Source organism: Flavobacterium sp. CBA20B-1 (assembly GCF_028473145.1).
In the GTDB taxonomy this organism is placed as follows: domain Bacteria; phylum Bacteroidota; class Bacteroidia; order Flavobacteriales; family Flavobacteriaceae; genus Flavobacterium.
Genome location: NZ_CP092370.1, coordinates 684,879 through 708,007 on the forward strand (window position 1 = coordinate 684,879; position 23,129 = coordinate 708,007).

At 33.6% G+C, this 23,129-nt stretch carries 26 protein-coding genes; 17 read left to right on the forward strand and 9 right to left on the reverse strand.

The features are described from left to right. Positions 1–55: 55 nt before the first annotated feature. The 4 genes from MG290_RS03480 to MG290_RS03495 are packed head-to-tail and all read left to right on the forward strand — an operon-like array spanning position 56 to position 3,409. Complete coding sequence (locus MG290_RS03480; RefSeq protein ID WP_264562520.1) at positions 56–1,330, forward strand: IgA Peptidase M64; 1,275 nt, start codon at positions 56–58, stop codon at positions 1,328–1,330. Next, entirely contained in the window at positions 1,331–1,825 is a 495-nt protein-coding gene (locus MG290_RS03485; RefSeq protein ID WP_264562521.1) for a metallophosphoesterase family protein, read from the forward strand. A 3-nt stretch (positions 1,826–1,828) separates the two neighbouring features. Then, positions 1,829–2,719, forward strand: coding sequence for a bestrophin family protein (locus tag MG290_RS03490; RefSeq protein WP_264562522.1), 891 nt, complete (start codon positions 1,829–1,831; stop codon positions 2,717–2,719). Positions 2,720–2,743: 24 nt separating this feature from the next. Then, a complete protein-coding gene (locus tag MG290_RS03495) occupies positions 2,744–3,409 on the forward strand; it encodes a DUF2461 domain-containing protein (protein ID WP_264562523.1) in 666 nt (221 codons plus the stop codon). Between the two features lie 45 nt (positions 3,410–3,454). Here MG290_RS03495 and MG290_RS03500 read toward each other — a convergent pair whose 3' ends face one another. Further along, positions 3,455–4,138: a potassium channel family protein gene (locus tag MG290_RS03500; RefSeq protein WP_264562524.1), complete on the reverse strand. Its 684-nt coding sequence runs from the start codon at positions 4,136–4,138 to the stop codon at positions 3,455–3,457. Between the two features lie 670 nt (positions 4,139–4,808). Between MG290_RS03500 and MG290_RS03505 the strand changes: the two genes are divergently transcribed. From MG290_RS03505 to MG290_RS03515, 3 genes are all read left to right on the forward strand, one after another. Continuing rightward, on the forward strand, positions 4,809–5,408 hold the full coding sequence (locus tag MG290_RS03505; protein ID WP_264562525.1) for a cyanophycin synthetase family protein: 600 nt from the start codon (positions 4,809–4,811) through the stop codon (positions 5,406–5,408). Between the two features lie 78 nt (positions 5,409–5,486). Next, positions 5,487–5,876: a YtxH domain-containing protein gene (locus tag MG290_RS03510; protein WP_264562526.1), complete on the forward strand. Its 390-nt coding sequence runs from the start codon at positions 5,487–5,489 to the stop codon at positions 5,874–5,876. Positions 5,877–5,941: 65 nt separating this feature from the next. After that, positions 5,942–6,142: a CsbD family protein gene (locus tag MG290_RS03515; RefSeq protein WP_264562527.1), complete on the forward strand. Its 201-nt coding sequence runs from the start codon at positions 5,942–5,944 to the stop codon at positions 6,140–6,142. Between the two features lie 69 nt (positions 6,143–6,211). On the opposite strand, the gene MG290_RS03520 is transcribed toward MG290_RS03515, so the two are convergent. Then, the gene (locus MG290_RS03520) at positions 6,212–7,306 is read right to left on the reverse strand and encodes a M42 family metallopeptidase (protein WP_264562528.1); all 1,095 of its coding nucleotides are present in this window, start codon (positions 7,304–7,306) and stop codon (positions 6,212–6,214) included. A gap of 72 nt (positions 7,307–7,378) precedes the next feature. On the opposite strand from MG290_RS03520, the gene MG290_RS03525 reads away from it, so the two are divergent. Genes MG290_RS03525 through MG290_RS03535 form a run of 3 tightly spaced genes read left to right on the forward strand, consistent with a single transcriptional unit; the run spans position 7,379 to position 9,831 of the window. Continuing rightward, entirely contained in the window at positions 7,379–8,071 is a 693-nt protein-coding gene (locus MG290_RS03525) for a DUF4294 domain-containing protein (RefSeq protein WP_264562529.1), read from the forward strand. Between the two features lie 39 nt (positions 8,072–8,110). Continuing rightward, positions 8,111–9,193, forward strand: a complete 1,083-nt coding sequence (gene dnaX, locus MG290_RS03530; protein ID WP_264562530.1) for a DNA polymerase III subunit gamma/tau — start codon at positions 8,111–8,113, stop codon at positions 9,191–9,193. Between the two features lie 47 nt (positions 9,194–9,240). Then, complete coding sequence (locus tag MG290_RS03535) at positions 9,241–9,831, forward strand: hypothetical protein (protein WP_264562531.1); 591 nt, start codon at positions 9,241–9,243, stop codon at positions 9,829–9,831. 15 nt (positions 9,832–9,846) lie between these two features. Here MG290_RS03535 and MG290_RS03540 read toward each other — a convergent pair whose 3' ends face one another. Continuing rightward, positions 9,847–10,155 carry a hypothetical protein gene (locus MG290_RS03540; protein ID WP_264562532.1) on the reverse strand — a complete coding sequence of 103 codons (309 nt, stop codon included), beginning with the start codon at positions 10,153–10,155 and terminating at the stop codon, positions 9,847–9,849. 107 nt (positions 10,156–10,262) lie between these two features. Here MG290_RS03540 and MG290_RS03545 point away from each other — a divergent pair, with 107 nt between their 5' ends. The 3 genes from MG290_RS03545 to MG290_RS03555 all read left to right on the forward strand — a co-directional run bounded on the left by MG290_RS03545 (position 10,263) and on the right by MG290_RS03555 (position 12,441). Then, positions 10,263–11,090, forward strand: coding sequence for a CvfB family protein (locus MG290_RS03545; RefSeq protein WP_264562533.1), 828 nt, complete (start codon positions 10,263–10,265; stop codon positions 11,088–11,090). Between the two features lie 67 nt (positions 11,091–11,157). Next, positions 11,158–11,529: a KTSC domain-containing protein gene (locus MG290_RS03550; RefSeq protein ID WP_264562534.1), complete on the forward strand. Its 372-nt coding sequence runs from the start codon at positions 11,158–11,160 to the stop codon at positions 11,527–11,529. Positions 11,530–11,613: 84 nt separating this feature from the next. Further along, the gene (locus MG290_RS03555) at positions 11,614–12,441 is read left to right on the forward strand and encodes a hypothetical protein (RefSeq protein WP_264562535.1); all 828 of its coding nucleotides are present in this window, start codon (positions 11,614–11,616) and stop codon (positions 12,439–12,441) included. Positions 12,442–12,473: 32 nt separating this feature from the next. On the opposite strand, the gene pheT is transcribed toward MG290_RS03555, so the two are convergent. From pheT to MG290_RS03570, 3 genes are all read right to left on the reverse strand, one after another. Then, entirely contained in the window at positions 12,474–14,909 is a 2,436-nt protein-coding gene (gene pheT, locus MG290_RS03560; protein ID WP_264562536.1) for a phenylalanine--tRNA ligase subunit beta, read from the reverse strand. Positions 14,910–14,975: 66 nt separating this feature from the next. After that, positions 14,976–15,398 carry a thiol-disulfide oxidoreductase DCC family protein gene (locus MG290_RS03565; protein WP_264562537.1) on the reverse strand — a complete coding sequence of 141 codons (423 nt, stop codon included), beginning with the start codon at positions 15,396–15,398 and terminating at the stop codon, positions 14,976–14,978. 5 nt (positions 15,399–15,403) lie between these two features. Continuing rightward, positions 15,404–17,578, reverse strand: a complete 2,175-nt coding sequence (locus MG290_RS03570) for an endonuclease MutS2 (protein WP_264562538.1) — start codon at positions 17,576–17,578, stop codon at positions 15,404–15,406. A gap of 87 nt (positions 17,579–17,665) precedes the next feature. On the opposite strand from MG290_RS03570, the gene ung reads away from it, so the two are divergent. Both ung and aroC read left to right on the forward strand, forming a co-directional pair. Next, a complete protein-coding gene (ung, locus tag MG290_RS03575) occupies positions 17,666–18,328 on the forward strand; it encodes a uracil-DNA glycosylase (RefSeq protein WP_264562539.1) in 663 nt (220 codons plus the stop codon). Between the two features lie 199 nt (positions 18,329–18,527). After that, positions 18,528–19,571, forward strand: coding sequence for a chorismate synthase (gene aroC / locus MG290_RS03580; RefSeq protein WP_264562540.1), 1,044 nt, complete (start codon positions 18,528–18,530; stop codon positions 19,569–19,571). Positions 19,572–19,624: 53 nt separating this feature from the next. Here the strand turns inward: aroC and MG290_RS03585 are convergent, their stop codons facing one another. Next, a complete protein-coding gene (locus tag MG290_RS03585; protein ID WP_264562541.1) occupies positions 19,625–20,287 on the reverse strand; it encodes a thiamine diphosphokinase in 663 nt (220 codons plus the stop codon). A 91-nt stretch (positions 20,288–20,378) separates the two neighbouring features. Between MG290_RS03585 and MG290_RS03590 the strand changes: the two genes are divergently transcribed. Both MG290_RS03590 and MG290_RS03595 read left to right on the forward strand, forming a co-directional pair. Continuing rightward, positions 20,379–20,684 (forward strand): rhodanese-like domain-containing protein, encoded by a 306-nt coding sequence (locus tag MG290_RS03590; protein ID WP_264562542.1) that lies wholly within the window; start codon positions 20,379–20,381, stop codon positions 20,682–20,684. Positions 20,685–20,729: 45 nt separating this feature from the next. Beyond that, the gene (locus MG290_RS03595) at positions 20,730–21,389 is read left to right on the forward strand and encodes a DedA family protein (RefSeq protein ID WP_264562543.1); all 660 of its coding nucleotides are present in this window, start codon (positions 20,730–20,732) and stop codon (positions 21,387–21,389) included. Between the two features lie 16 nt (positions 21,390–21,405). On the opposite strand, the gene MG290_RS03600 is transcribed toward MG290_RS03595, so the two are convergent. Both MG290_RS03600 and MG290_RS03605 read right to left on the reverse strand, forming a co-directional pair. Beyond that, entirely contained in the window at positions 21,406–22,095 is a 690-nt protein-coding gene (locus tag MG290_RS03600; protein WP_264562544.1) for a DUF2490 domain-containing protein, read from the reverse strand. Positions 22,096–22,101: 6 nt separating this feature from the next. Further along, positions 22,102–23,127 (reverse strand): COX15/CtaA family protein, encoded by a 1,026-nt coding sequence (locus MG290_RS03605; protein ID WP_264562545.1) that lies wholly within the window; start codon positions 23,125–23,127, stop codon positions 22,102–22,104. Positions 23,128–23,129: the final 2 nt, after the last annotated feature.

Genomic DNA, 23,129 nt, shown 5'->3' on the forward strand with positions numbered 1-23,129 from the left:
CACAGAATGCGTGTATTAACAAAAAACTAAATATTTTTGTAGAAACAATATTTTCATGAAAAAACAATTATTTCTATTCTTTTTGCTGCTACATTTTGTAGCAAATGCACAGCATTTCGATGATTATTTTGTTGATAAAACCTTGCGTTTGGATTATATTTTTGCAGGAAACCACGAAAATCAGCAAGCTTTTTTAGGAGATAAGATACAGTTAGATAAATGGCACGGACGGGTTGATAATCTGTCTGTTACGCCCATTCAAGGCAACGGTCAAATTAAGGTTTATAGCACAGCAAATAATCAATTAATCTATGTGTTGCCATTTGGAAGTTTGTTTCAGGAATGGTTGACCTTGGAAGATGCAAAAAAACAATTTAAAAGTTTTGAAAACTCTTTTTTAATTCCTTTTCCAAAAGAACCAATTCGGGTTGATGTTACTTTTTTCACAGCAGATAGACATGAACGAATAGTATCGCAGCAATTTATCGATCCAAAAGATATTTTGATTCGAAAAGCTAAAGATGTTAACAATCCGTATGAAATTGTTCATCATTCTAAAGTAAAAAATCCTATTAAAATAGCGTTGGTTGCCGAAGGATATACTGAAGCCGAATTAGATCTTTTCATGGAATACGCCCACAAAACGGTTGAAAATTTATTTAAACATCAGGTTTTAAAAAAATACCAAGATTATTTTGAAATTGTAGCCGTGAAAACCGTTTCAAAACAGTCAGGCATAAGTATTCCATCAAAAAATATTTGGCTGAATACGGCGGTTCAATCAAATTTTGATACGTTTTATTCAGAAAGATATTTAACCACGCTTCACACCAAATTATTGCACACCCAATTGGAAAATATTCCGTATCAGCACATTATTATCTTGGCGAACACCGACTTTTATGGCGGTGGCGGAATTTTGAATTCGTACAGTTTAACAACTACGAAGAACAAAGAATTTGCACCGGTTGTAGTTCATGAATTCGGTCATAGTTTTGCAGGTTTGGCAGATGAATATTTTTACGAAGAAGATGTTTTTGAAAATAAAGCAACCTTAAGTGTGGAACCTTGGGAGAAAAATATCACATCATTGGTTGATTTTTCATCTAAATGGAAGTATTTATTGAGCGATAAAATGCCGGTTCCAACGCCTTATTCTAGATATAAAGAAGGTGTGATAGGTGCATTTGAAGGATTAAAAGGCAACGGATTGTATATTCCTACATTAACTTGCCGAATGAAAATTAATAATACAAAAGATTTTTGCCCGGTTTGTAGCAACGCCATCGAAGAAATGATTTTATTTTACACCACAAATCAAACCAAATAAATGAAGAAAATTTTGTTACTGTCTGACACACACAGCTACATTGATGACCGAATATTGCACTATACAGAACAAGCAGATGAGGTGTGGCATGCGGGCGATATTGGCGATTTAAAGGTGACCGATGCATTAAAAAAGCGCAAACCTTTGCAGGCTGTTTACGGAAATATTGATGATGCAGAAGCACGAAAAGAATTTCCGTTAGATGCTGTTTTTACATGCGAAGGAATGACAGTTTGGATAACGCATATTGGTGGTTATCCGGGAAAGTATCCTGCAAGAATTAAAGAAGGTTTTCTAAAATACAAACCCGATATTTTTATATGCGGACACTCGCATATCCTAAAAGTACAATTTGATCAACAATTTCATTGTTTAACATTAAACCCTGGCGCAGCAGGTATTTATGGGTTTCATCAAATGCGGACTATGTTGCGTTTTGAAATAGAAGAAAGAAAGATAAAAAATTTAGAAGTTATAGAATTAGGAAAACGATAGCACATGAAAGTATATAATGCAAAAGATTGGTTAGGATTTATTTTTAAGGTACACAAGTCTGATACCATTCGGCAATTGTGGCCTTCTATTTTATTAATGGGTGCTTTGTCATGGTTAGTGGCTTATTTAGAACTCGATTATTTTGATTTAGGACAGAATTCTGCCTTAAAAAACGCATCAATTATGCACAGTGTAATTGGTTTTGTATTGTCGCTTTTGTTGGTTTTTAGAACAAACACCGCATACGACAGATGGTGGGAAGGCAGAAAAATGTGGGGGAAATTGGTAAACGACTCCCGAAATCTCTCCGTGAAACTAAATGCCTTATTGCCTGAGGAAGATAAAACCAATCGCGTATTTTTCAGCAATAAAATAAAGCTATTTGCAAAAGTATTACACACCCACTTAACAAGCGAATCAACAAAATATATGTTGGATGAGGAAGAACATCCAGAATACGACGAGTACTTAAAAGCACAACATCCGCCTACAAAAGTAGTGAGCAGAATGTATGTAATGTTGCAAAAACTAGCTGCCGATAAAGTTATTTCCTTTGAAGATAAACTGATAATTGATCAAAATTTAAATGGTTTGTTAGATGTTGCCGGTGCTTGTGAACGTATTAAAAACACGCCAATACCGATGGCTTATGCAGCTTTTATTAAAAAATTCATCTTTATGTATGTGTTAACCTTGCCTATTGGTTATGTGTTTTCAACCGGCTACTATATAGTACCTTTGGTAATGATTATTTTCTACGTTTTATTGAGTATTGAATTAATTGCAGAAGAAATTGAAGACCCATTCAATGGAGGTGCAAATGATTTACCAACGGCAAAAATTGCAAAAAACATAGGCAAAAACGCATCAAATGTTTTAGTGCATACGAATTAAAATGCTATCTTTAAAACAAAAATCATGAATACTAAAATCTTTACATTTCTTAAAAAGCTAAAAGCAAATAATAACCGCGAATGGTTTTTAGAAAATAAAGAGCTGTTTGAAACTGCTAAGGCTGAAGCTAATCAATTATTTGAAGAAGTATATAATGAATTTCAGCGTATAGACAGTAACTTAGAACCTCTTAAAATATATAGAATTTACCGCGACGTTCGATTTTCACCAGACAAAACACCTTATAAGGCACACTTTTCCATGTCGGTGGGAAGAGTAAAGCCTGATTTGCGTGGTGGTTATTATTTGCATATCGAACCGAATAACCAGTCATTTATTGGGGTTGGCTTTTTTGGACCTAACAAAGAAGATTTATTAAGAATTAGAAAAGAAATTGAATTAGATGATGAGCTAGAAATCATTCTTAATACGAAAGAAATTAAGGAAGTTTTTGGCGAATTGGAAGGTGAAGAAGTAAAAACAGCACCCAAAGGCTTTGATAAAAACCATGAACGTATCCACCTTATAAAGAAAAAACAGTTTTTACTGACACATTCGCTAACCGATGAGGAAATTTTGCAAAAGGACTTTAACAAGAAAGCCGTTGCTGTTTTTAAAACAGCACAGCCGTTTGTTGATTATATGACCGACGTGTTACTAAGCGATTTGAATGGTGAAAGAATGATTTAAAAGCATTGTTTTTTAAACCATTCTAGGGGATTTTGTTGTCAAGAGCTACTTAAAATCTTTTGTGTTTGCAGCCATTCCCACCAATCGAGCAATGATTACAGCAGGAAAAAGCACACCCAGCAATGATAAAAAGGTAGCCAGCATTTTAGAAAAAACATTTACAGGATAAATATCACCAAAACCAACCGTAGTTAACGAAGATAAACTAAAGTAAATAAAATGTATATAATCAATATCACTGCCAATTAAGTTTACATTTCCTGCGATAGATGAACCCACAGTTGCATGAATTACTTCCAACACCAGTGCACCCATCAGCGCAATAAGCAGATACACGTTTATAGCTCCGATTATTCGATAAGCATTAATACTTTGGTCACGGAATAAAAGGCGTAAATTAATGATAATGAATAAAAAAGTATTTGCAATAGCAATGACATTTTCCAATACATAATAGGAATAAGGATTATTGCCAAAGCGAACTGCTCTCAAAATAAGGTGTACACTAAATAACGTAATACTAATAAAAATCAGCCATTTGTTAGATGTGGAAAAAGCCCCTGTCAAGAACACACTTAACAAAAGTATGTTGAATACCAAAACCCCATGATTGTTGTTTTGCATAACGATGGGTAGCACAAACACAACAGCAATCAGCATTACTAATAGCGTGGCAAAACTTACATCGGCTAACCAATAAGATTGTAATTTATTGATATATCTTTTCATAAAATATTTTTAATTGTTTGTTGCGAAGATACTATTTTAATTAAAAAACTACATCTATTCTTTAAATTTGTGACTTGTATAGTTAGCTTTCGGAATATAGATATAAAAAATTAACTATTATTGAAATAATGTATTTTTTGTTGACAGACTACCAGAATAATAGTTAAGAATTGGTTCACTGCATAAAAGATTTCAATAACATATTATTTAGAGATTTGAAAGATTTGCCTTCAACAAGTCACCTAATTTTCATGATTTATTTTGAATTATGAATAAAATGATTTTGTCTGATGGAATTTTATATTGAACTAAGGATAATGATATACTAAGAACAATGGAATATGGAATTTATGAACTTTAAATAAAAATGTAAGTGAAAATATCCACATGTTGTGAACTATTTCTATAAAATTAAATTTCTTATCAATTTATTTTAGAGAGCTATTATCTTTTCTTGCATTAAAAAGTCCAATTTTTTATATCTTTTTTCAAGTTTAAATATTTAGTAATTATTGTTTTTAATTCTAATTATTTGCAGATAATAAGTGGGTTAGGGGAGGTTTGAAATTTTTGGATCCAATCACAAAATTGATTTTTCGTAGTATTATGAATTTTATTTCGCATTTCTATTGGCACAATTTTTTATAGATTTTAATTAAAAAAGAAAGCTATGGAAATCGTAAAAATACAAGCATTAAGAAATTCAAACAATTGCTATTCAAATGCAATGAATTTTTTAGAGATGACACTAAAATTGGAAAAATCTGCGAAGATGACTAATCAAATCGAAGGTTTTTCAAATCGAATTAAAACAATCTTGCCAGGTCTTTATTTGCATAAGTATCACGATGAAAATGTGGGAGCGATTTTCAGAAAATTAGAGAGTGGTATGCCAATATCAGAGCTTATTTGTTGTATTGCTGTTGAACTTCAAATTCTTGCAGGGATGAAGGTACATTTTATTAAAAATAGCACATCAAATGAAACGGGAATGAATATACTGACCATTCCTTATATAGATGAACATGCTGGTACTTGTGCCGCACTTGCTGCTGTTGAAATTGTGGAAAACTTGCTTGCCGGAAAACCGTACTTTGTCAAGTATGATATTCAACGCTTAAAAGAAGTGTATGCGGAAAATCAGCTCAAACAAAACAACTTGCCAAATATTAACTACTTTAAAATAAGCCCTCAAAAAAATGCCCAGTTTGAATATAGAGCTGTAAAACAAAATGTTCCAAATAGTTCGCAAGTGCAACAAGCAACCTAGCACATGCAAAGGCTTTAAAGTGAATTTTAGCATTTATTATCCAAAAATATTTAAACAAGAAACCATAAAATTGATAATATGAAACATTTTATAAAAATTGGAAGCATACTTGCCGGAGCTGCAACCGGAGCTACAGTCGGGTTGTTACTTGCTCTTGCAAAAGGAGAAAAAATTCGTCACAAATTATTGAATAACTTTAAAAAGGGTGTTGAGGCAATTGATACATCAACAGATAATTTGAAAAACATTTTGTTGGAAAAGGTTTCTGAAGAGCCTAATAATTTCGAGCAAAAGCTTCAAAAAATCACCAACCGCTTCGCACACCAAAAGGATAAAGTCATTGCCACTTTAGAAGATAAAATATCCGAATTATCACAAAATGAAACTCCTGCAAACGCAAACAATAATACAAACGAAAAAGAAGATGTTGTTTACAAAGCTGCTTATGAAACAAAAACAGGATTTTAGACAATTATTTTAAATCATTAAGAATCAAAATAAATTTAATATATAATTTTTAAAAATGTAATGCTATGGACAGATTAGAATTAGAAGGAAAATGGAATCGTGTAAAAGGAGCCGTTAAACAAAAATATGGAGAATGGTTTGAAGACGATAAAGCTTTCACAGAAGGAAAATTTGATGAAGTTTTAGGAAAAATCCAAGAAAAATCTGGTAGAACGCGAGAAGATATCGAGCGTGAAATTAGAGATTGGGACGAGCGTACCATCTAAATTTTCTATTAATACAAAGTAATTAAAAGGCTGCCCAATTTTTGGACAGCCTCTTTATTTCATTAAAAACTATTTAAAATAATTAAAATCGTACTTATTTTCAATATTCAAAAGCGTTTCATAAATGAGTTGAATAACATTTTCTACATCGTTTCTGTGTACCATTTCAACAGTTGTATGCATATACCTTAACGGTAATGAAATTAAAGCCGAGGCCACACCGCCATTGCTGTATGCAAACGCATCGGTGTCGGTTCCGGTAACGCGTGACGAAGCTGCACGCTGAAACGGTATTTTATTCTTTTCTGCTGTGTCAATAATTAAATCGCGCAAATTATTCTGAACCGCGGGTGCATAAGTTATCACAGGACCAGCGCCAATTTTGGTATCGCCCTCTACTTTTTTATCAATCATTGGGGTAGTGCTGTCATGACAAACATCGGTAACGATTGCAATATTTGGTTTAATGGTTTGCGTTATCATTTCAGCGCCTCGCAAGCCCACTTCTTCCTGCACCGCATTGGTGATATATAAACCAAAAGGTAACTTTTTATTGTTTTCTTTTAATAATCGAGCCACTTCGGCAATCATAAAACCACCCATTCGGTTGTCTAACGCTCTACAAACAAACTTGTTGCCGTTTAATATCTCAAAAGTATCCGGATAAGTCACAATACAACCTACATGAATACCCAAAGCTTCCACTTCGGCTTTTGATTCGCATCCGCAATCAATAAAGATGGTTTCAATTTTAGGCGTTGGTTCTTCTTTTCCAGTTCGCAAACGTGTGTGAATAGCAGGCCAACCAAAAACACCTTTCACAATTCCTTTATTTGTATGGATATGCACACGTTTTGAAGGAGCAATTACATGGTCGCTGCCACCGTTTCTAATCACATAAATCATTCCGTCGTCGGTAATATAGTTCACATACCACGATATTTCATCAGCATGCCCTTCAATCACCACTTTAAAATCGGCATCGGGGTTTATTACACCCACACATGTTCCATAAGTATCTGTAAAAATGGTATCTACATAAGGTTTTATGTAATCCATCCACAATTTTTGTCCTTCTTTTTCAACGCCGGTTGGCGAGGCGTTGTTTAAATATTTTTCTAAAAATGCTAAAGATTCGGTTTTTAGTACGGTTTTTGTTTCCATTATTTTTATATAATTTTAAACGAAAATAGTAATAATTTTGTTCTATATTTACCTTTAATTACACGAATTAACATGAGAAAAATTTTAATGTTGTTTTTTTCCTTTTTTGCCTTGCAAATGACTGCACAAGTTCATGATTGGGAAAAGTATGCCGACTCTCTAAGAACCAATGTTTTGGAGGATGGCGAGATTGAAAAAGAATTTCTTTTACCTGAAATGCACATCAATTTTTCGAAAGAAGAATTAGAGCGCATCAAAATTCAAAGTATTTTAAGACGTCGCATTTTGCGCGTGTATCCGTATGCGGTTTTAACAAGTGAAAACTTAACCGTAATGAACGAGAATATGGCGAAAATGGAGAGTAATTCACAAAAAAGAAAATATTTAAAACGATCTGAGAAGTATTTAAAAGAGCAATTTGAAGACCGATTAAAAAAATTGTCACGCAAAGATGGCCAAATTTTAGTAAAACTGATCAATCGCCAAACAAACAAAACTACTTTTGAATTGGTGAAAGATTTAAAAAGTGGATGGAGTGCTTTTTGGAGCAATCAAACGGCAAAACTTTTTGATATTCAGCTAAAAACAAAATATGATCCGGCTGAAGTTTTAGAAGATTTTTATATCGAAACCATTATTAAAGAATTGGCTGCGGAAGGAAAAATTGACTACCAAAAAGCGGCACGCGATTTAAAAATGGAACAAGTGAAAGCCAACTGGAAAAAAAAGTTGGGCGATTCTGGATATTATCCAAAAGAAGATTAATCAAACATTTTTGATATATTTGCAGTAAGCATTTAATTCATGGAACAATTTATTGTATCGGCAAGAAAATACCGCCCGCAAACCTTTAAAGACGTTGTGGGGCAACAAACCATCACAAGTACATTGGTGAATGCCATTGAAAACAATCATTTGGCACAAGCACTGCTTTTTACCGGTCCGCGCGGAGTGGGAAAAACTACTTGTGCACGTATTTTAGCACGAAAAATCAATCAAATTGGTTATGATGATCCTAACGAAGATTTTGCTTTTAATGTGTTTGAATTAGATGCGGCTTCTAACAACTCGGTAGAGGATATTCGTAATCTGATTGATCAAGTGCGTATTCCTCCGCAAACCGGTATTTACAAAGTTTATATCATAGATGAGGTGCACATGCTTTCTCCAGCGGCTTTTAATGCATTTTTAAAAACGTTGGAAGAACCACCAAAACACGCCATTTTTATTTTGGCAACTACCGAAAAGCACAAGATTATTCCTACTATTTTATCTCGTTGTCAAATATTTGATTTTAAAAGAATTACAGTTAATGATGCAAAGGAATACTTGAAGGGAGTAGCGACCAGCCAAAACATCTCCTTTGAAGAAGATGCTTTGCAAATTATTGCCCAAAAAGCAGATGGAGCCATGCGTGATGCACTTTCAATTTTTGACAGAGTGGTATCGTTTTGCGGAACCAATTTAACTCGCCAAGCAGTTGCAGAAAACTTAAATGTTTTAGATTACGACTATTATTTGCGCGTTACCGACTTTATTCTGGCAAGCGATATTCCAAATTTGTTACTTACTTTTGATTCGGTTTTGGCAAAAGGTTTTGATGGCAATCATTTTGTATCGGGCTTGGCAACTCATTTTAGAAACTTGTTGGTTTGTAAAAATCCACACACATTAAATTTACTTGATGTGAGCGATGAAAATAAAAAATTATTTTATCAACAAGCAGAAAAATTCAATCAAGAAACCTTAATCGAAGCGATAAACATTGCCAATAGTTGCGATTTAAAATACAAAGCTTCGGCAAATCAACGTTTGCTGGTAGAGCTTTGTTTAATGCAATTGGCTACTTTAACACATCCTGAAAAAAAAAATTTAGTTCACACCTAATTCCAGCTTCTTTCTTTAAAAACGCATCAAAAAACCATACAATTGTTGTGGAAGATGCGAAAGTTGTGCGTGGTACCGAACCTAAAAAAGAGCCGGAAAAAACAGATAATAATACATCGCCAAAAGAAGAATTAGAAACTCAAAAAGTAATTATTTCTAAAGAAACAAACGAGTATCAAGTTTCGGCTTTATCATTAAAAAGTATTCGCAAGAAAAGAGAATTGGAAGCCTCGATTAATCCGGTTGCGATCAATCAAGAAGATTTACCAAAAGATTCGTTTACTTTTGAACAACTAAAGGAATATTGGGATTATTGCTCTAAACAATATTACGCAACCGGTAGAATGTTGATGTCGAGCACTATGAATATGGCACAGCTTTCCTTAGACGATTGTTTGTTGACTGTTGAATTTCCAAACGAAGGAAGCAAACTGTCTTTTGAAGAAAACTTGTATGATTTAGTATCTTTCATTCATAAAAAATTGAATAATTATCATTTAAAAATAGAGGTGAAAGTGAATGAAAAAGCTGAAATTAAAAAAGCATACACCATAAATGACAAATTAGATTATCTAAAAGAACTGAATCCGGCGTTGGATGTCCTCATAAAAACATTCGATTTGGAAATAAAACCATAAAAAAATGAAGACTTTTTAGTCTTCATTTTTTCTGTCATCGATTTCAATTTTTAATAAAATTTTTGCCACTTCATTTTCTGCAAAAGATAAATTTCCAGCAACAAACACACCTCGTTCATTAGTTCTGGTGTTTTTAATACCATACACCGTAGATTCATCATCGGGATTGCTCATACCTTCGTATCGGTAAATTTCAACAATCTCAAAATCATTGGGTTTCGCAAGGATTTTGCTTTCTTCCACATTAAAATCTGTAGTAAATCCTTTTTCTTTCAATTCGGTTAACGCTTTTTCAACAGTTGCGTAGTGATACATTTTCTTCATAGTTTCTTTTTTATTTCTAAGATACAAAAAATAAATTAAACCAATTGTAAAAGTATTCTTAAAAAGTATTACGAATATTGTTTGTACTTTTGTAAAAATAAAATTTTATGATAGCTATAGGTACCTTTAATAAATTAGAAATTGCTCGCCGCACAAACATTGGATTGTATTTAACCGATGGTTCACAAGATGTTTTATTACCCAAAAAATATTTACCAGAGCATTTTGAAATTGGCGACGAAATAGAAGTTTTTATCTATTTAGACCAAGAAGAACGCCCTGTAGCCACAACCATTGAACCATATATTTTTTTAAATGAATTTGCGCTTTTAAAGGTAAATTACATCAATCAATACGGTGCTTTTATGGATTGGGGATTAGAAAAAGATTTGTTTGTGCCTTTTAGAGAGCAAGCACGCCCCATGACCGAAGGCAACTATTATATGATATATATGTATTTAGATGAAAAAACCAATCGATTGGTAGGTTCGTCTAAACTTAATCAATTTTTAAGCAACGATCCCATTACAGTGAAAGTGGGCGAGGAGGTTGACTTGATTGTATCACACATAACCGATGCCGGCATCAATATAATCATCAACGAAAAACACAAGGGATTGATGTATCAAAGCGAAGTTTTTGAAGATTTTAGAACCGGAGATCGTATTATTGGTTACATTAAAAACATTCGCCCCGATGGAAAAATCGATGTTTCAAGAACCAAAATTGGTTTTGAAAAAGTATCAGATGCTGCATCCAAAATTTTAAATGAATTAGAAAAAAGCGGCGGATTTTTAGGTTTGAACGATAAAAGTCATCCCGATGAAATTAAAAGTGTGTTGGAGATGAGCAAAAAAACTTTCAAGCAAACTATTGGTGTGCTTTACAAAGAAAAGAAAATCATCATTAAAGAAGATGGTATTTATGAAGTATAATTGTTAAAAATTTTAAAACTTCAATAAAAAATGCTAATTTTATAATACATCTTAAAAACTAAATAGTATGAAAAAGATTTTACTTTTAGCATTTGTAGCGGCATCTTTCTTAGCGTGCAACAATAAAAAAGAGTGTGATGAACTAAAAGGTAGCTACAGCACCTTTGTTGAAGCCCGAAAAGAAATCACAAAAGCCAATTATCCCATAAAAAGAATGCAACTAACCCCTGAAAGTTCTTGGATTAAAAGAATTGAATATTACAGTTGCAACGAAGAAGATGGTTATTTAATTGTATATACTACTCGGTCTGAAGAATATATTCACGCACATGTACCATTTAAAATCTGGGAAGAATTATCCACATCATCATCAAAAGGATCGTACTATAATTCAAACCTTGTAAACAGATATCCGTTCAATTTAAAACCAGCACAATAAAAATGGTACATTAGTTGTATAATATTAAAGCGAACATTGTTATTCTATAATAATGCATTAATTTTGCACCTTAATACTATACAAATGAAAAAAAACATCATTATACTTTTTGCTTTTCTGTGTTTTAATACATGGAACGCACAGGCACAGATTGAAGATACCGATTTAGAAGAAATGGTTATCGACAAGTTATCTCGGGCAGGTATTATTGATATTATTAAAAAAGTACGCAACCAAATGTATAATAATTATTCGTATGATAATTACCAGTACTTTGTGTCGCACCAAGCAGCGATGAATGATAGTACAGAATTGCTTAAATCTGCTTTAATGTATGATGTTTCTATCAATTTAAAAAACAAAAAAATTAATAAAAGCGTTCTAAACCATCCAAAGAATGTTGTTTCTATGGATACCGTTTTTTTTGACCGATACAGTGGTAACGATTCGCCCATGTATTGGTTAACGGAAGTAGTAATCAGAAAATACGTGAACATACCTGAATTAGACTTTTTTAATAATTTCAAAGATTATTCGTTTTCAAGATCTAGAACAAAATCTGGAGATTATATTATTGAATTTTATTCGGAACAGTTTTACGAAGGCTTTTTTCAATATGATACTAATTTTAACTTAAAACGTTTAGAATTTACTTTGATAAAACCTTATGTAATTGATCACAGCCAATCGAAAAACGGTAAATTTATGTTTGAAAAAAATTGGATTTACACCAAAGAAAAAGTGGCGATTACTGTAAAAACAAATGCCGAAGGAAAGAATTATGTAGATGAATTAAAAGCCACAGAAGAAATTAAAGATTATAATTTTACCCGTTTTGACTCGCAAGGCGGTGTGGTGATAAAAGATATTGATTTAGATTTTAAATCAGATTTAATTTTTAAAAAGATGTAAAAAAAAGGAGCTTAATTTAAAGCTCCTTTTTTTTATCTTAATTCTGCACCTACTTCGCTTTGCAGTTGTTTTTGTACTTTCTGCATCACTTTGTCTATCTCGGCGTCGGTTAGGGTTTTATCTTTATCCTGCAATTTCATGCTGATTGCGTATGATTTTGTTCCTTCGGGTAATTTATCGCCTTGATACACATCAAATAAAGAGATGTCTAAAATTAAATTCTTATCGGCTAATTTTACCGTTTTGTAAATATCTGCAAACGAAACTTCGTTTTTAATCAACAATGCCAAATCACGTTTTACAATCGGATATTTTGATAGTTCTGTAAACTTAATTTTGCTTGAAACCACATTCAAAATCGTACTCCAATTAAAATCGGCATAAAAAACTTCTTGTTTGATATCAAAATGCTTTAAAATACTTTTCTTAACCGATCCAAATGAAACCACTAAACGGTCGCCCAAATAATAGGAAATGCTTTCAGAAAACTGCTCGCTTTCATTGGGTTTGGTAGCTACATTTTTCAATCCTAAACGCAGTAAAATGGCATCTACATATCCTTTAAACAAAAAGAAATCAGTACTTGTAGTGGCAACATTCCAATTGGCTGCACTGGTGTTTCCCGTTACAAAAAGCGCTAAATGTTTGTATTCTTCGTAACCTGAAAGTGGTTTTGCATAGGTTTTACCGAATTCAAAAAGTTTTAAATCACTATTTTTTCGGTTGATGTTATAGGCTATCGCTTCTAATCCACCAAATAATAACGATTGTCGCATCACTGATAAGTCTTGGCTCAATGGATTCACAATTGCTACTTGTTGGTTTCGGTTTTGCTCTGATATAAATTCAGAATAAGCTGTGCTGGTTAATGAGTTAGACATGGCTTCATAGAAACCTTGGCTCACTAATTGGTTTGCCACAATATTTTGCACTTTATGGTCATCGGTTTTGCTGCCATAAGCAATAGTTGCATTGATTTTTGAACCAATTTTGATATTATTGAAGCCATATACACGCAGAATTTCTTCGACCACATCAATCTCACGTTGCACATCTACACGATAAGCCGGAATTGATAATCCTAAGCCTTTATCGGTAATATTGGTAATTTTTATGTCTAAAGAAACCAATATTTTCTTGATGGTTTCGTTTGGAATATTTTCACCTAAAATTTTGTTAACATTACTATAATTCAAGAAAACCGAAAAATCCTCTATTTTTTTTGCGTAAATATCGGTTATATCCGAAGTTATTTCTCCGTTTGCAATATCTGCAATTAAAATAGCTGCGTGTTTTAATGCGTAATTAGTAATGTTTGGATCAATGCCGCGTTCAAATCGGAAAGAAGCATCTGTTGAAATTCCATGACGTTTGGCAGTTTTGCGAATACTCACTGGATTAAAATAGGCACTTTCTAAGAAAATAGCACTTGTATGTTCGCTTACACCCGAATGTAATCCACCCAACACACCAGCTAAACACAACGGTTGGTTTTCATCACAAATAACGATATCGTCTTCATGCAAAATGCGTTCAACTCCGTCTAATGTGATGAATTTTGTGCCTGCTTCGGCATTTTTTACAATGATTTTGTTTCCTTTAATACGTGCGGCATCAAATGCGTGTAAAGGTTGCCCCAATTCGTGCAAAACATAATTTGTAGCATCAACAATATTGTTTTTCGGAGTAATGCCAATAGCTTTCAGGGTATTTTGCAACCAAGCTGGCGATGGCTTCACTTCGATACCCGAAATGGTAACGCCCGCATAACGAGGTGCCAATTTGCTGTCTTCAATTACAATGTCGTATCGAAGCGTACGTTTATCCACGTTGAATTTACTAACACTAGGAGTGATTAATTCGGAATAGCTGTTATTGGGTTTGTTTTGAATTAAACCGGCACGCAAATCTCGAGCCACACCTAAATGGCTCATTGCATCTGCACGGTTTGGCGTTAAACCAATTTCAAAAACAGTATCGGTATAAATTTCAAATATATCAGCTGCTGGCGTACCCGGTTTCAGTTTTTCGTCTAAAACCATAATACCTTCATGACTTTCGCCTATACCCAATTCGTCTTCGGCACAAATCATTCCAAAACTTTCTTCGCCGCGAATTTTACCTTTTTTAATTACAAATTCGTTTCCTTCTTTATCATATAATACCGTACCAATAGTGGCAACTGGTACTTTTTGACCGGCTGCTACGTTAGGTGCCCCGCAAACTATTTGAACAGGTGGTTCACCATTGCCCAAATCTACTTTGGCAATACGAAGTTTATCTGCATTGGCATGTTGTTCACATGTAAGTACATGCCCAACCACTACGCCTTTCAAACCGCCTTTTAAGCTTTCGTATGCATTAATACCTTCTACTTCTAGACCTAAATTGGTAAGTATTTCGGCTGTTTCTTCAGGAGTAATTTCTAATTTAATGAATTGTTTTAACCAGTTATATGATATTTGCATTGGTTTGTTGTTTAAAAGCACAAATATACAGATTGCTGTACGTTTGAAGAAATTATTTGTTTTATATTATGATAAAAATTTTGCTCGGGTTTCCGGTGGTGGTATGCTGCAAGCTTCCTTTTTTCCATACCATTTGTACCTGTTTTTTGCGATGTATTGATAGATTTTGTTTCGTAAAAAAGCAGGAACAATTTTTCCAATTTGCAACAACGGATACCAACCGCTCAATTGTTTAGCTATCTCTATGGCTGCACTGCTTTCGGTGTAATATGCAATGCCGGGCTGATACAAAACAATAGAATCGGTTTCGGGTTTTATGCCGATATAATGCACCACTTCTTTGCCAAAATCGGATTGGAGCGAAGCAAAAACAAATATATTTTTTGAATCTGCTTTAATGATTTTTTGAACCGTTTCATCACAAAAATTACAAACGCCATCAAACAAAATCAATTGTTTTCCTTCGGGTATTTTATCAATTACACGCATTACATTTACTTTTTTCGTTCTACCATTTCTAATTGTTCTAATGCTACTTTTGATGTAAAAAAACCATAGTTTACCGTAGCTTTATTTTTTTCGATAACATCAATTGTTCCTACCGATTTTCCATCAATCATACGAACGCGATCGCCTACTTTTAATACAAAATTGGTTTTGTTGGCTTGTTGTACTTGCTGTTCTTTAATCTTTTTTTCTTTCTTTTCTTGACGAATTTTATCTAGTTTTTGTTCTACTTCCACTTTGATTTTCAATTCTTCTTGCCCTTTAACTTTTTTCTCTTTCAGCGTGATTTTTTTTCGCTTTGAATTTTCAATCTCCACTGTTTTTAGTAATTCGCCAATAAGCATTTTTTTATCTTTATTATTGAAATATTTTTCGGAAAGATCATCTAAACGTTGTCCTAAATAAATCAAACGTTGGTTGGAATCATACAATTCTTGATAGCGTTCTAATTTATCTTGAATTTTAGTGTTAATGTTTGACAGTTTACTGCTTTCTTCGCGTGCACGTTTTTCTTCTTCCCGCAAATTTTCGGAAGTTTTTTCTAAGCGCGAGCGTTCTTTTTGCAAATTTGCAATGGTTTTATCAAACCGAACTTTATCAGTTTCTACCTTTTTCTTTGCCCGATTAATTAAACTATACGGTATGCCGTTTTTTTGAGCAACTTCAAAGGTGAAAGAACTTCCTGCTTGCCCTAAACTTAGCTTGTACATGGGTTCTAACGAATGTTCATCAAACATCATGTTTGCATTGGTTGCGTGGGGCAATTCGTTTGCCAGAATTTTAAGGTTGGTATAATGTGTGGTGATGATACCAAAAGCTTCACGCTCATAAAATTCTTCTAAAAACACTTCTGCCAAAGCCCCGCCCAATTCCGGATCGGATCCTGTACCAAATTCATCAATTAAGAACAAAGTTTTATCATTGCATTTCTTTAAAAAATAGTTCATATTTTTCAAACGATAACTGTATGTGCTTAAATGATTTTCTATGGATTGGTTATCGCCAATATCGGTTAAAATGCGATCAAACAAAAAGGTTTCGCTGCGTTCGTGTACGGGGATCAACATACCGCTTTGCAACATTAATTGCAACAAACCAATTGTTTTTAAGGTTATTGATTTACCGCCGGCATTCGGACCCGAAATCACTATAATACGCTCTTGGTTGTGCAGTGTTATGGTTTGCGGATAGGTTATTTTTTTCTTTGCTTGGTTGTTTAGCAGTAAAATTGGGTGGAATGCTTCTCGAAAAAACAGCTTTTTTTCGGTTGTGATAGCTGGCAAAATACCATTGATTTTTTGGGCATGCTTTGCTTTTGCAGCCACTATATCGACATGACACAGTAAATTTTGAAGCACCAATAAATCATCGTGAAACGGACGCACTTCGTTGGTTAAAACTTTTAAAATACGCATGATTTCTTCGCGTTCTTCATATTCTAAATTGCTTAATTCGCGCGAGAATTTAAACGTACTTTCAGGTTCCATATAAACAATACTCCCTGTTTTTGACTGGCCTAAAGCAGTGCCTTTTACTTTTTTGCGGTACATGGCCATAACTGCCAAAACCCGTCGGTTTTCTACGATTGATTCTTTAATATCATCTAAATAACCTGCATTGTTGTATTGTTGCAAAGCAACACCAAAGCTTTGATTGATTTTTCCGCGAAGAATTTGAATATTTTGCCGAATTGCTTTTAAATCAACCGAAGCAGTATCTTTAATTTCACCATATTTATCCAGCACTTGTTCTATTTTTTGCAAAATGATTTTGTTGGGCTGGGTAATGGTTGTTGCCTGATACAAGGCACCGTAATATTCTTGAAATTTCTTTAAAAAAAATATTAATTCGTTGGCCGTTTGGACCAATGTGGCTATTTTCTTAAAGCTCGATGCTTCTAAAAAACTGTCTTCAATGCGCAACATTTTTAATTCGAAACCAATTGAATCAAAATAATGCGACGGAATGGCATTTTGATTACTAAACGATGAAACATATTCAGATGTTTGCTGCAAATGTTGCATCAATTCGTTTTTGCTGGGAATTGGCTCAATAAGCAATGCCTGTTCTTTGCCCATCTCGGTAGTACACAACGCGCTTATCTGCTCTAATATCGTGCTGAATTCTAAATCTTGTAATGTTTTTTTTGCAATCAATTTCATTGGTACATGCTGTCTGTTCAAGATTCAAATTTACAAACAATTTATCATTTAAAGGAATATGTACTACATTTGAATAAAAAAAATAAAATGAATAGTTGGAAAGAATTTATCGCCTTGGAATCAACAAAAGATTATTATACGAAATTAAAACAAATTGTTGATGCTGATTATGAAAAAGATACAATTTATCCGCCAAAAGAATATATTTTCAACGCATTTAAATATTGTCCGTTAGATAAAGTTAAGGTAGTTATTTTGGGTCAGGATCCTTATCACGGTCAAGGTCAGGCGCATGGATTAAGTTTTTCTGTTAATAAAGGAATTGCTTTGCCGCCATCGTTACGCAATATTTACGGTGAATTACAAACCGATGTTAATTTCTCTAATCCGGGTCATGGCGATTTAACCGACTGGGCCAAACAAGGCGTTTTGTTGTTGAATGATGTTTTAACTGTGAAGGCAGGTCAACCTGCAAGCCATCAAAAATTGGGCTGGGAACAATTTACACAAAATGTGATTAGTTTTTTATCGAACGAAAAAAGTGGTTTGGTTTTTATGTTGTGGGGAAATCATGCACAAAAAAAAGGTAAAAATATAGACCGTTCGAAACATTTGGTTTTAACAAGCGGGCATCCGTCTCCAATGAGTGCCAATCAAGGTAAATGGTTTGGCAACAAACATTTTTCGCAAGCCAATAATTTTTTATTACAACAAGAAAAGCAGCCTATTAATTGGCAATTGAGTTTTTAATTATTGCATAATTGTTAAAATTTAATAAATAATGTTAAAAATTAAATTTAACTTGTAGTCCTTTTGTAATAAAACTATATTTATTGAATAAAATTTGTTTTTATTATTAAAACAAAAATTTGTTTGTTGTTTACTTAAATTTTAAAAGCTGTCTAACGAATTTAGGCAGCTTTTAGTATTTTTACATAAAATTAATACAATGGCAGGAAATTCTTTTGGTAAAAAATTTAGATTAACCACTTTTGGCGAATCCCATGGCGATGCTATTGGAGGAATTATTGATGGATGCCCATCAAACATTGTTTTAGACAAGGCGTTTATTCAGGCAGAATTAAATCGCAGAAAACCCGGACAATCTAAATTGGTGACGCAAAGAAAAGAAGCAGACGAAGTGGTTTTTCTTTCTGGAGTTTTTGAAGGAAAAACATTGGGAACGCCTATTGCTTTTCAAATAAACAATATCAATTCTAAGTCTGGTGATTACGATTTACTAAAAGATGCATTTCGCCCCAGTCATGCCGATTATGTGTATCAACAAAAATACAAACACCGTGATTATAGGGGAGGAGGAAGAAGTTCTGCTCGCGAAACTGCTGCTCGGGTGGTTGGTGGTGCAATCGCAAAACAAATCATCAAACCAATAGAAATTACCGCTTACGTTTCTTCTGTGGGAACTATTTCGGTAAACAAAAAATACACCGAACTTAATTTATCTTTAACCAAAACCAACGATGTTCGTTGTCCTGATCCAGTAATTGCGCAACAAATGGAACAACTAATCCTTGACACCAAAAAGAAAGGTGACACAGTAGGTGGTATTGTAACTTGTGTAATAAAAAATGTACCCATTGGTTTGGGCGAACCGGTTTTTGATCGATTAGAAGCTAATTTGGCAAAGGCAATGCTGTCTATCAATGCGTGCAAAGGATTTAGTTTTGGCAGTGGTTTTGAAGGAACTAAAATGTTTGGATCGCAACATAACGACTATTTTAATGAAGACGGATCTACAAAGACCAATTTTTCAGGCGGAATTCAAGGTGGAATAAGCAACGGAATGGATATTTATTTTGATGTTGCCTTTAAACCAGTCGCTACTTTACTACAACCTCAAGAAATGCTAACCACAAACGGAACATTGGAAATTATTAAAGGAAAAGGCCGTCATGATGCGTGTGTTGTTCCCCGCGCAGTTGTGATTGTAGAAGCTATGGCTGCTTTGGTGCTGGCTGATTTTATGGTTTGATTTTTTGAACAGATGATTATTAAAATGTGAATAATTTTAATATGTCATCAAATTTAATCGTTACACTCCATAAGGATTAAATGTCCGTGTTCATACGTTATTTCCACCAAACCATCTGTTAATACTTCATTACTGCTTCCTGGTTTGAAACCTAAAATCAGGGTATCGTTTTTAAGTTCGTATTTAAGGTTTTTAGTTGAAATTCCGTCAACCGTTCCAACAGGAATCAAAGATAAAATAGTTTCTTTAGGATACCATTTCACGAAGTTTTTCTGCAACGGAAAAATTTTCGAGTAATCATCAATAATAACAAGTTTTATCAGGGCTTGATATTTAACCAAATTAGTAATATTAGTAAACGTGTGATCCATTCTTTTGCCAGTTGCCCACAAAATATTTGCTGCAGGTATTTTTCGATTAATTAAATAATTGATGGCTTTGTCGATATCATACGAATCCTGCTCCTCTAACTTCACAATTTCAATAGGATACTGTAAATTCTTGTAGTATTCGTAATCAAAATTCCGATCAAAATCACCAATTAAAACATCTACTTTAATTCCTAATTCCAAAACACGCGTAATGGCGCTGTCTAACACAACCACCAGCGGATTCCATTCTAATAATTGATTCAGCAAATCCATTGAACAAGTTTCGCCATTGGCAATTATTAAAGCAGGTTCTTGATCATCGCGTACTATGTGGTGTGAAGACATTGGGATAAATTTTTAAGATTACTAAATTAGTAAGATTTCTTTATTTTAAAAGGATTTAATTATCTTTGAAAAAAAATAAAATTCTAAAAACATGGATTTACAACAAGAACAATGGTGGAGCGATTTTCAAAACGATGAAAACGCTGTTTTGTTAGATGTTCGCACGGAAGAGGAAGTAAGTGAAGGAACTATTCCAGGAGCTGTTCATCATGATTTTTACCAAGGACAAGATTTTTTAAACGCGTTAGAAAACTTAGATAAATCGAAAAATTATTATGTTTATTGCCGTTCTGGAAACCGCAGCGGACAAACGTGTTTATTGATGAACCAATTGGGTTTTCAAAATACTTTTAACTTGGTTGGAGGAATGAACGAGTGGGAAGGACCAACGGAATAAGGAAGGCGAAAGCCTTTTTTTTATGTATTTTTTCAAGATTTTAAAATGGAATTAATCGATTTTATATTACACATTGACCAATATTTAGAGGTTTTTTTACAAGATTATGGCGTGTGGGTTTATGCCATATTGTTTTTAATTATTTTTGTTGAAACCGGTTTGGTTGTAATGCCTTTTTTACCGGGTGATTCTTTGTTGTTTGCAACCGGAATGTTGGCAGCACAGTTTCCCGAAAGTTTAAATGTTTGGTTAGTAATGATTTTATTGTTTATTGCAGCAGTTTTGGGCGATACCGTTAATTATTCAATTGGGAAACAAATCGGCATGCGCATCATCAATTTTAAAATATTGGGCAAACAGCCGGTTACGATTGAACATATTAATAAAACCCATTCGTTTTACGAAAAATACGGCAGCAAAACCATTGTTATTGCACGTTTTGTTCCAATTGTTAGAACCTTGGCTCCGTTTGTTGCAGGTATTGGCAGAATGAATTACGCTACCTTTTTAACCTATAATTTTGTAGGCGGATTTATCTGGGTTTTTGGTATTACTTTGGCAGGTTATTTTTTAGGAAACATTCCATTGATAAAAGACAATTTTTCAAAAGTAGTGTTGCTGATTATTTTACTTTCGGTGCTTCCGATTATTTATTCGGTTATTAAAGAAAAATTAAGTAGTAACAAAAATAAAACGCTTTCGTAATGAAAGCGTTTCTGTTTTATATTTTCAAATTATGATGCAATGAAAACATTAATTGCTGGTGCGATGTTTTTTGAAGCATCTGATTCATCCAACCAACTTGAATTCCTAGATCTTTATTGAATTTATAACCCGCACCAATATATAAGCGATCTCTGTCGAATGCATTATTTTTTCTTGAAGCTTCATCGGTATTCATAAAAAGTTCATTGTAGAAACTTGCATACAAGCTTTGATTTTTTTCGGTATTCTGATAAATCGGAACATCTATTCCTAATAAATACCTAAACCTTGATTTAAAATCCTGATTTTCAACAAAACGCTGTTCAAACCTGAATCGATGCCTCACAGTAGCAGTTGCAATTTTTTGTTGGGAAATCACATCCTGAAAAATTCGGTTTTCGATAACTGGAACATCGGGTTTTAAGTATTGCTCTGTGTTCACAAAACCATACCCTGCGCCCAATGTAAGATTATCAAGCAGCATATATTGAACAGAACCCCGAATTAAAAGTTGGTTTAAATCAGAAAAAACTTCATAATTTCGATATTGCACATCGTAGTTAAGGTTCCACTTGGTATTTTGAAATCGAGCATTTCCAAAATACATATACCATGCCCCTAATTTTGGATCTCCTTTTTCAGTAGTGATTGAAAAACCTTTTATGGTTGTGAGCAAAATTGCAACTAATACAACGATTTTTTTCATGAGGAATTAATTCTTTTTTGATTCTAAAATAATGGCAAATTGCAAGCCAAACATAACAGCCGCAAGAACCAAATGCGCAGCTTGTGTACCAAACGGAAAATGTATGTAGTACATTAATATGCCTGTAATGATTTCTAAAATCAGTAAAAACATGATCCAGTTCACTTTGGTGTTTCCTAAATTCAATCGTTTATTTCTTAAAAACAGGTAAAGATTTACAAAAAATATCACAAACGAAAATGTTCTGTGGATATAAAAAGTTAAATCCGGATTTTGTAACCAAAGCGATACATCGGTGATTCCGCTTCTTGTTTGTATATCTATAAACTGGCGAACTTGCGTTCCTAAACCAATCTGTATCAACGAAAAAAGCATCGCAACCCAAGTGAAAATATGAAAAACGGCGTCGTATTTACCAACATATTTTTTGTTGATTCTGGCTAAATGGATCAAATAAATTAACGCGGCAACATTTAATAATGCGGCAATCATGTGTGTGGTAATTCTTACCGGATTTAATACCGAAAAAACCACCGTTGCACCTAACCAAGCATTAAATCCTAATAAAAACAGCACAATTGCCGACCAAATAATTAGCTTATAATTTGCTTTAAAAAATGCTACAGAAATTATTGAATGAATAAATAACACCAAACAAGCCAAACCGGCCAATGCGCCAAACAATCTATTGATGTATTCAACCCAAGTGTGGTAAGGGTTAAAAACAGCATAATCGTGTTTTGTATATTCGTTCCAATGGCTTGGATTGTACACATCATTTGTAGTGAAATCGCTATTTGCAACCCACAATTTATTGCTGTTGATGATTACTTGTCCTTTATTATAAGCATGATTGGGCTTCCAAAGCAATTCTTCCACTTGTGTGGGTGGAATATAATATCCAAAGCATTTTGGCCAATCAGGACATCCCATTCCCGAACCAGTCATGCGGACAGTTGCTCCTGCAATAATGACCAAATAAACCAATACAAGTGTGATTTTTGCCCAACGAATAAACGATTTGCTTTCCATAA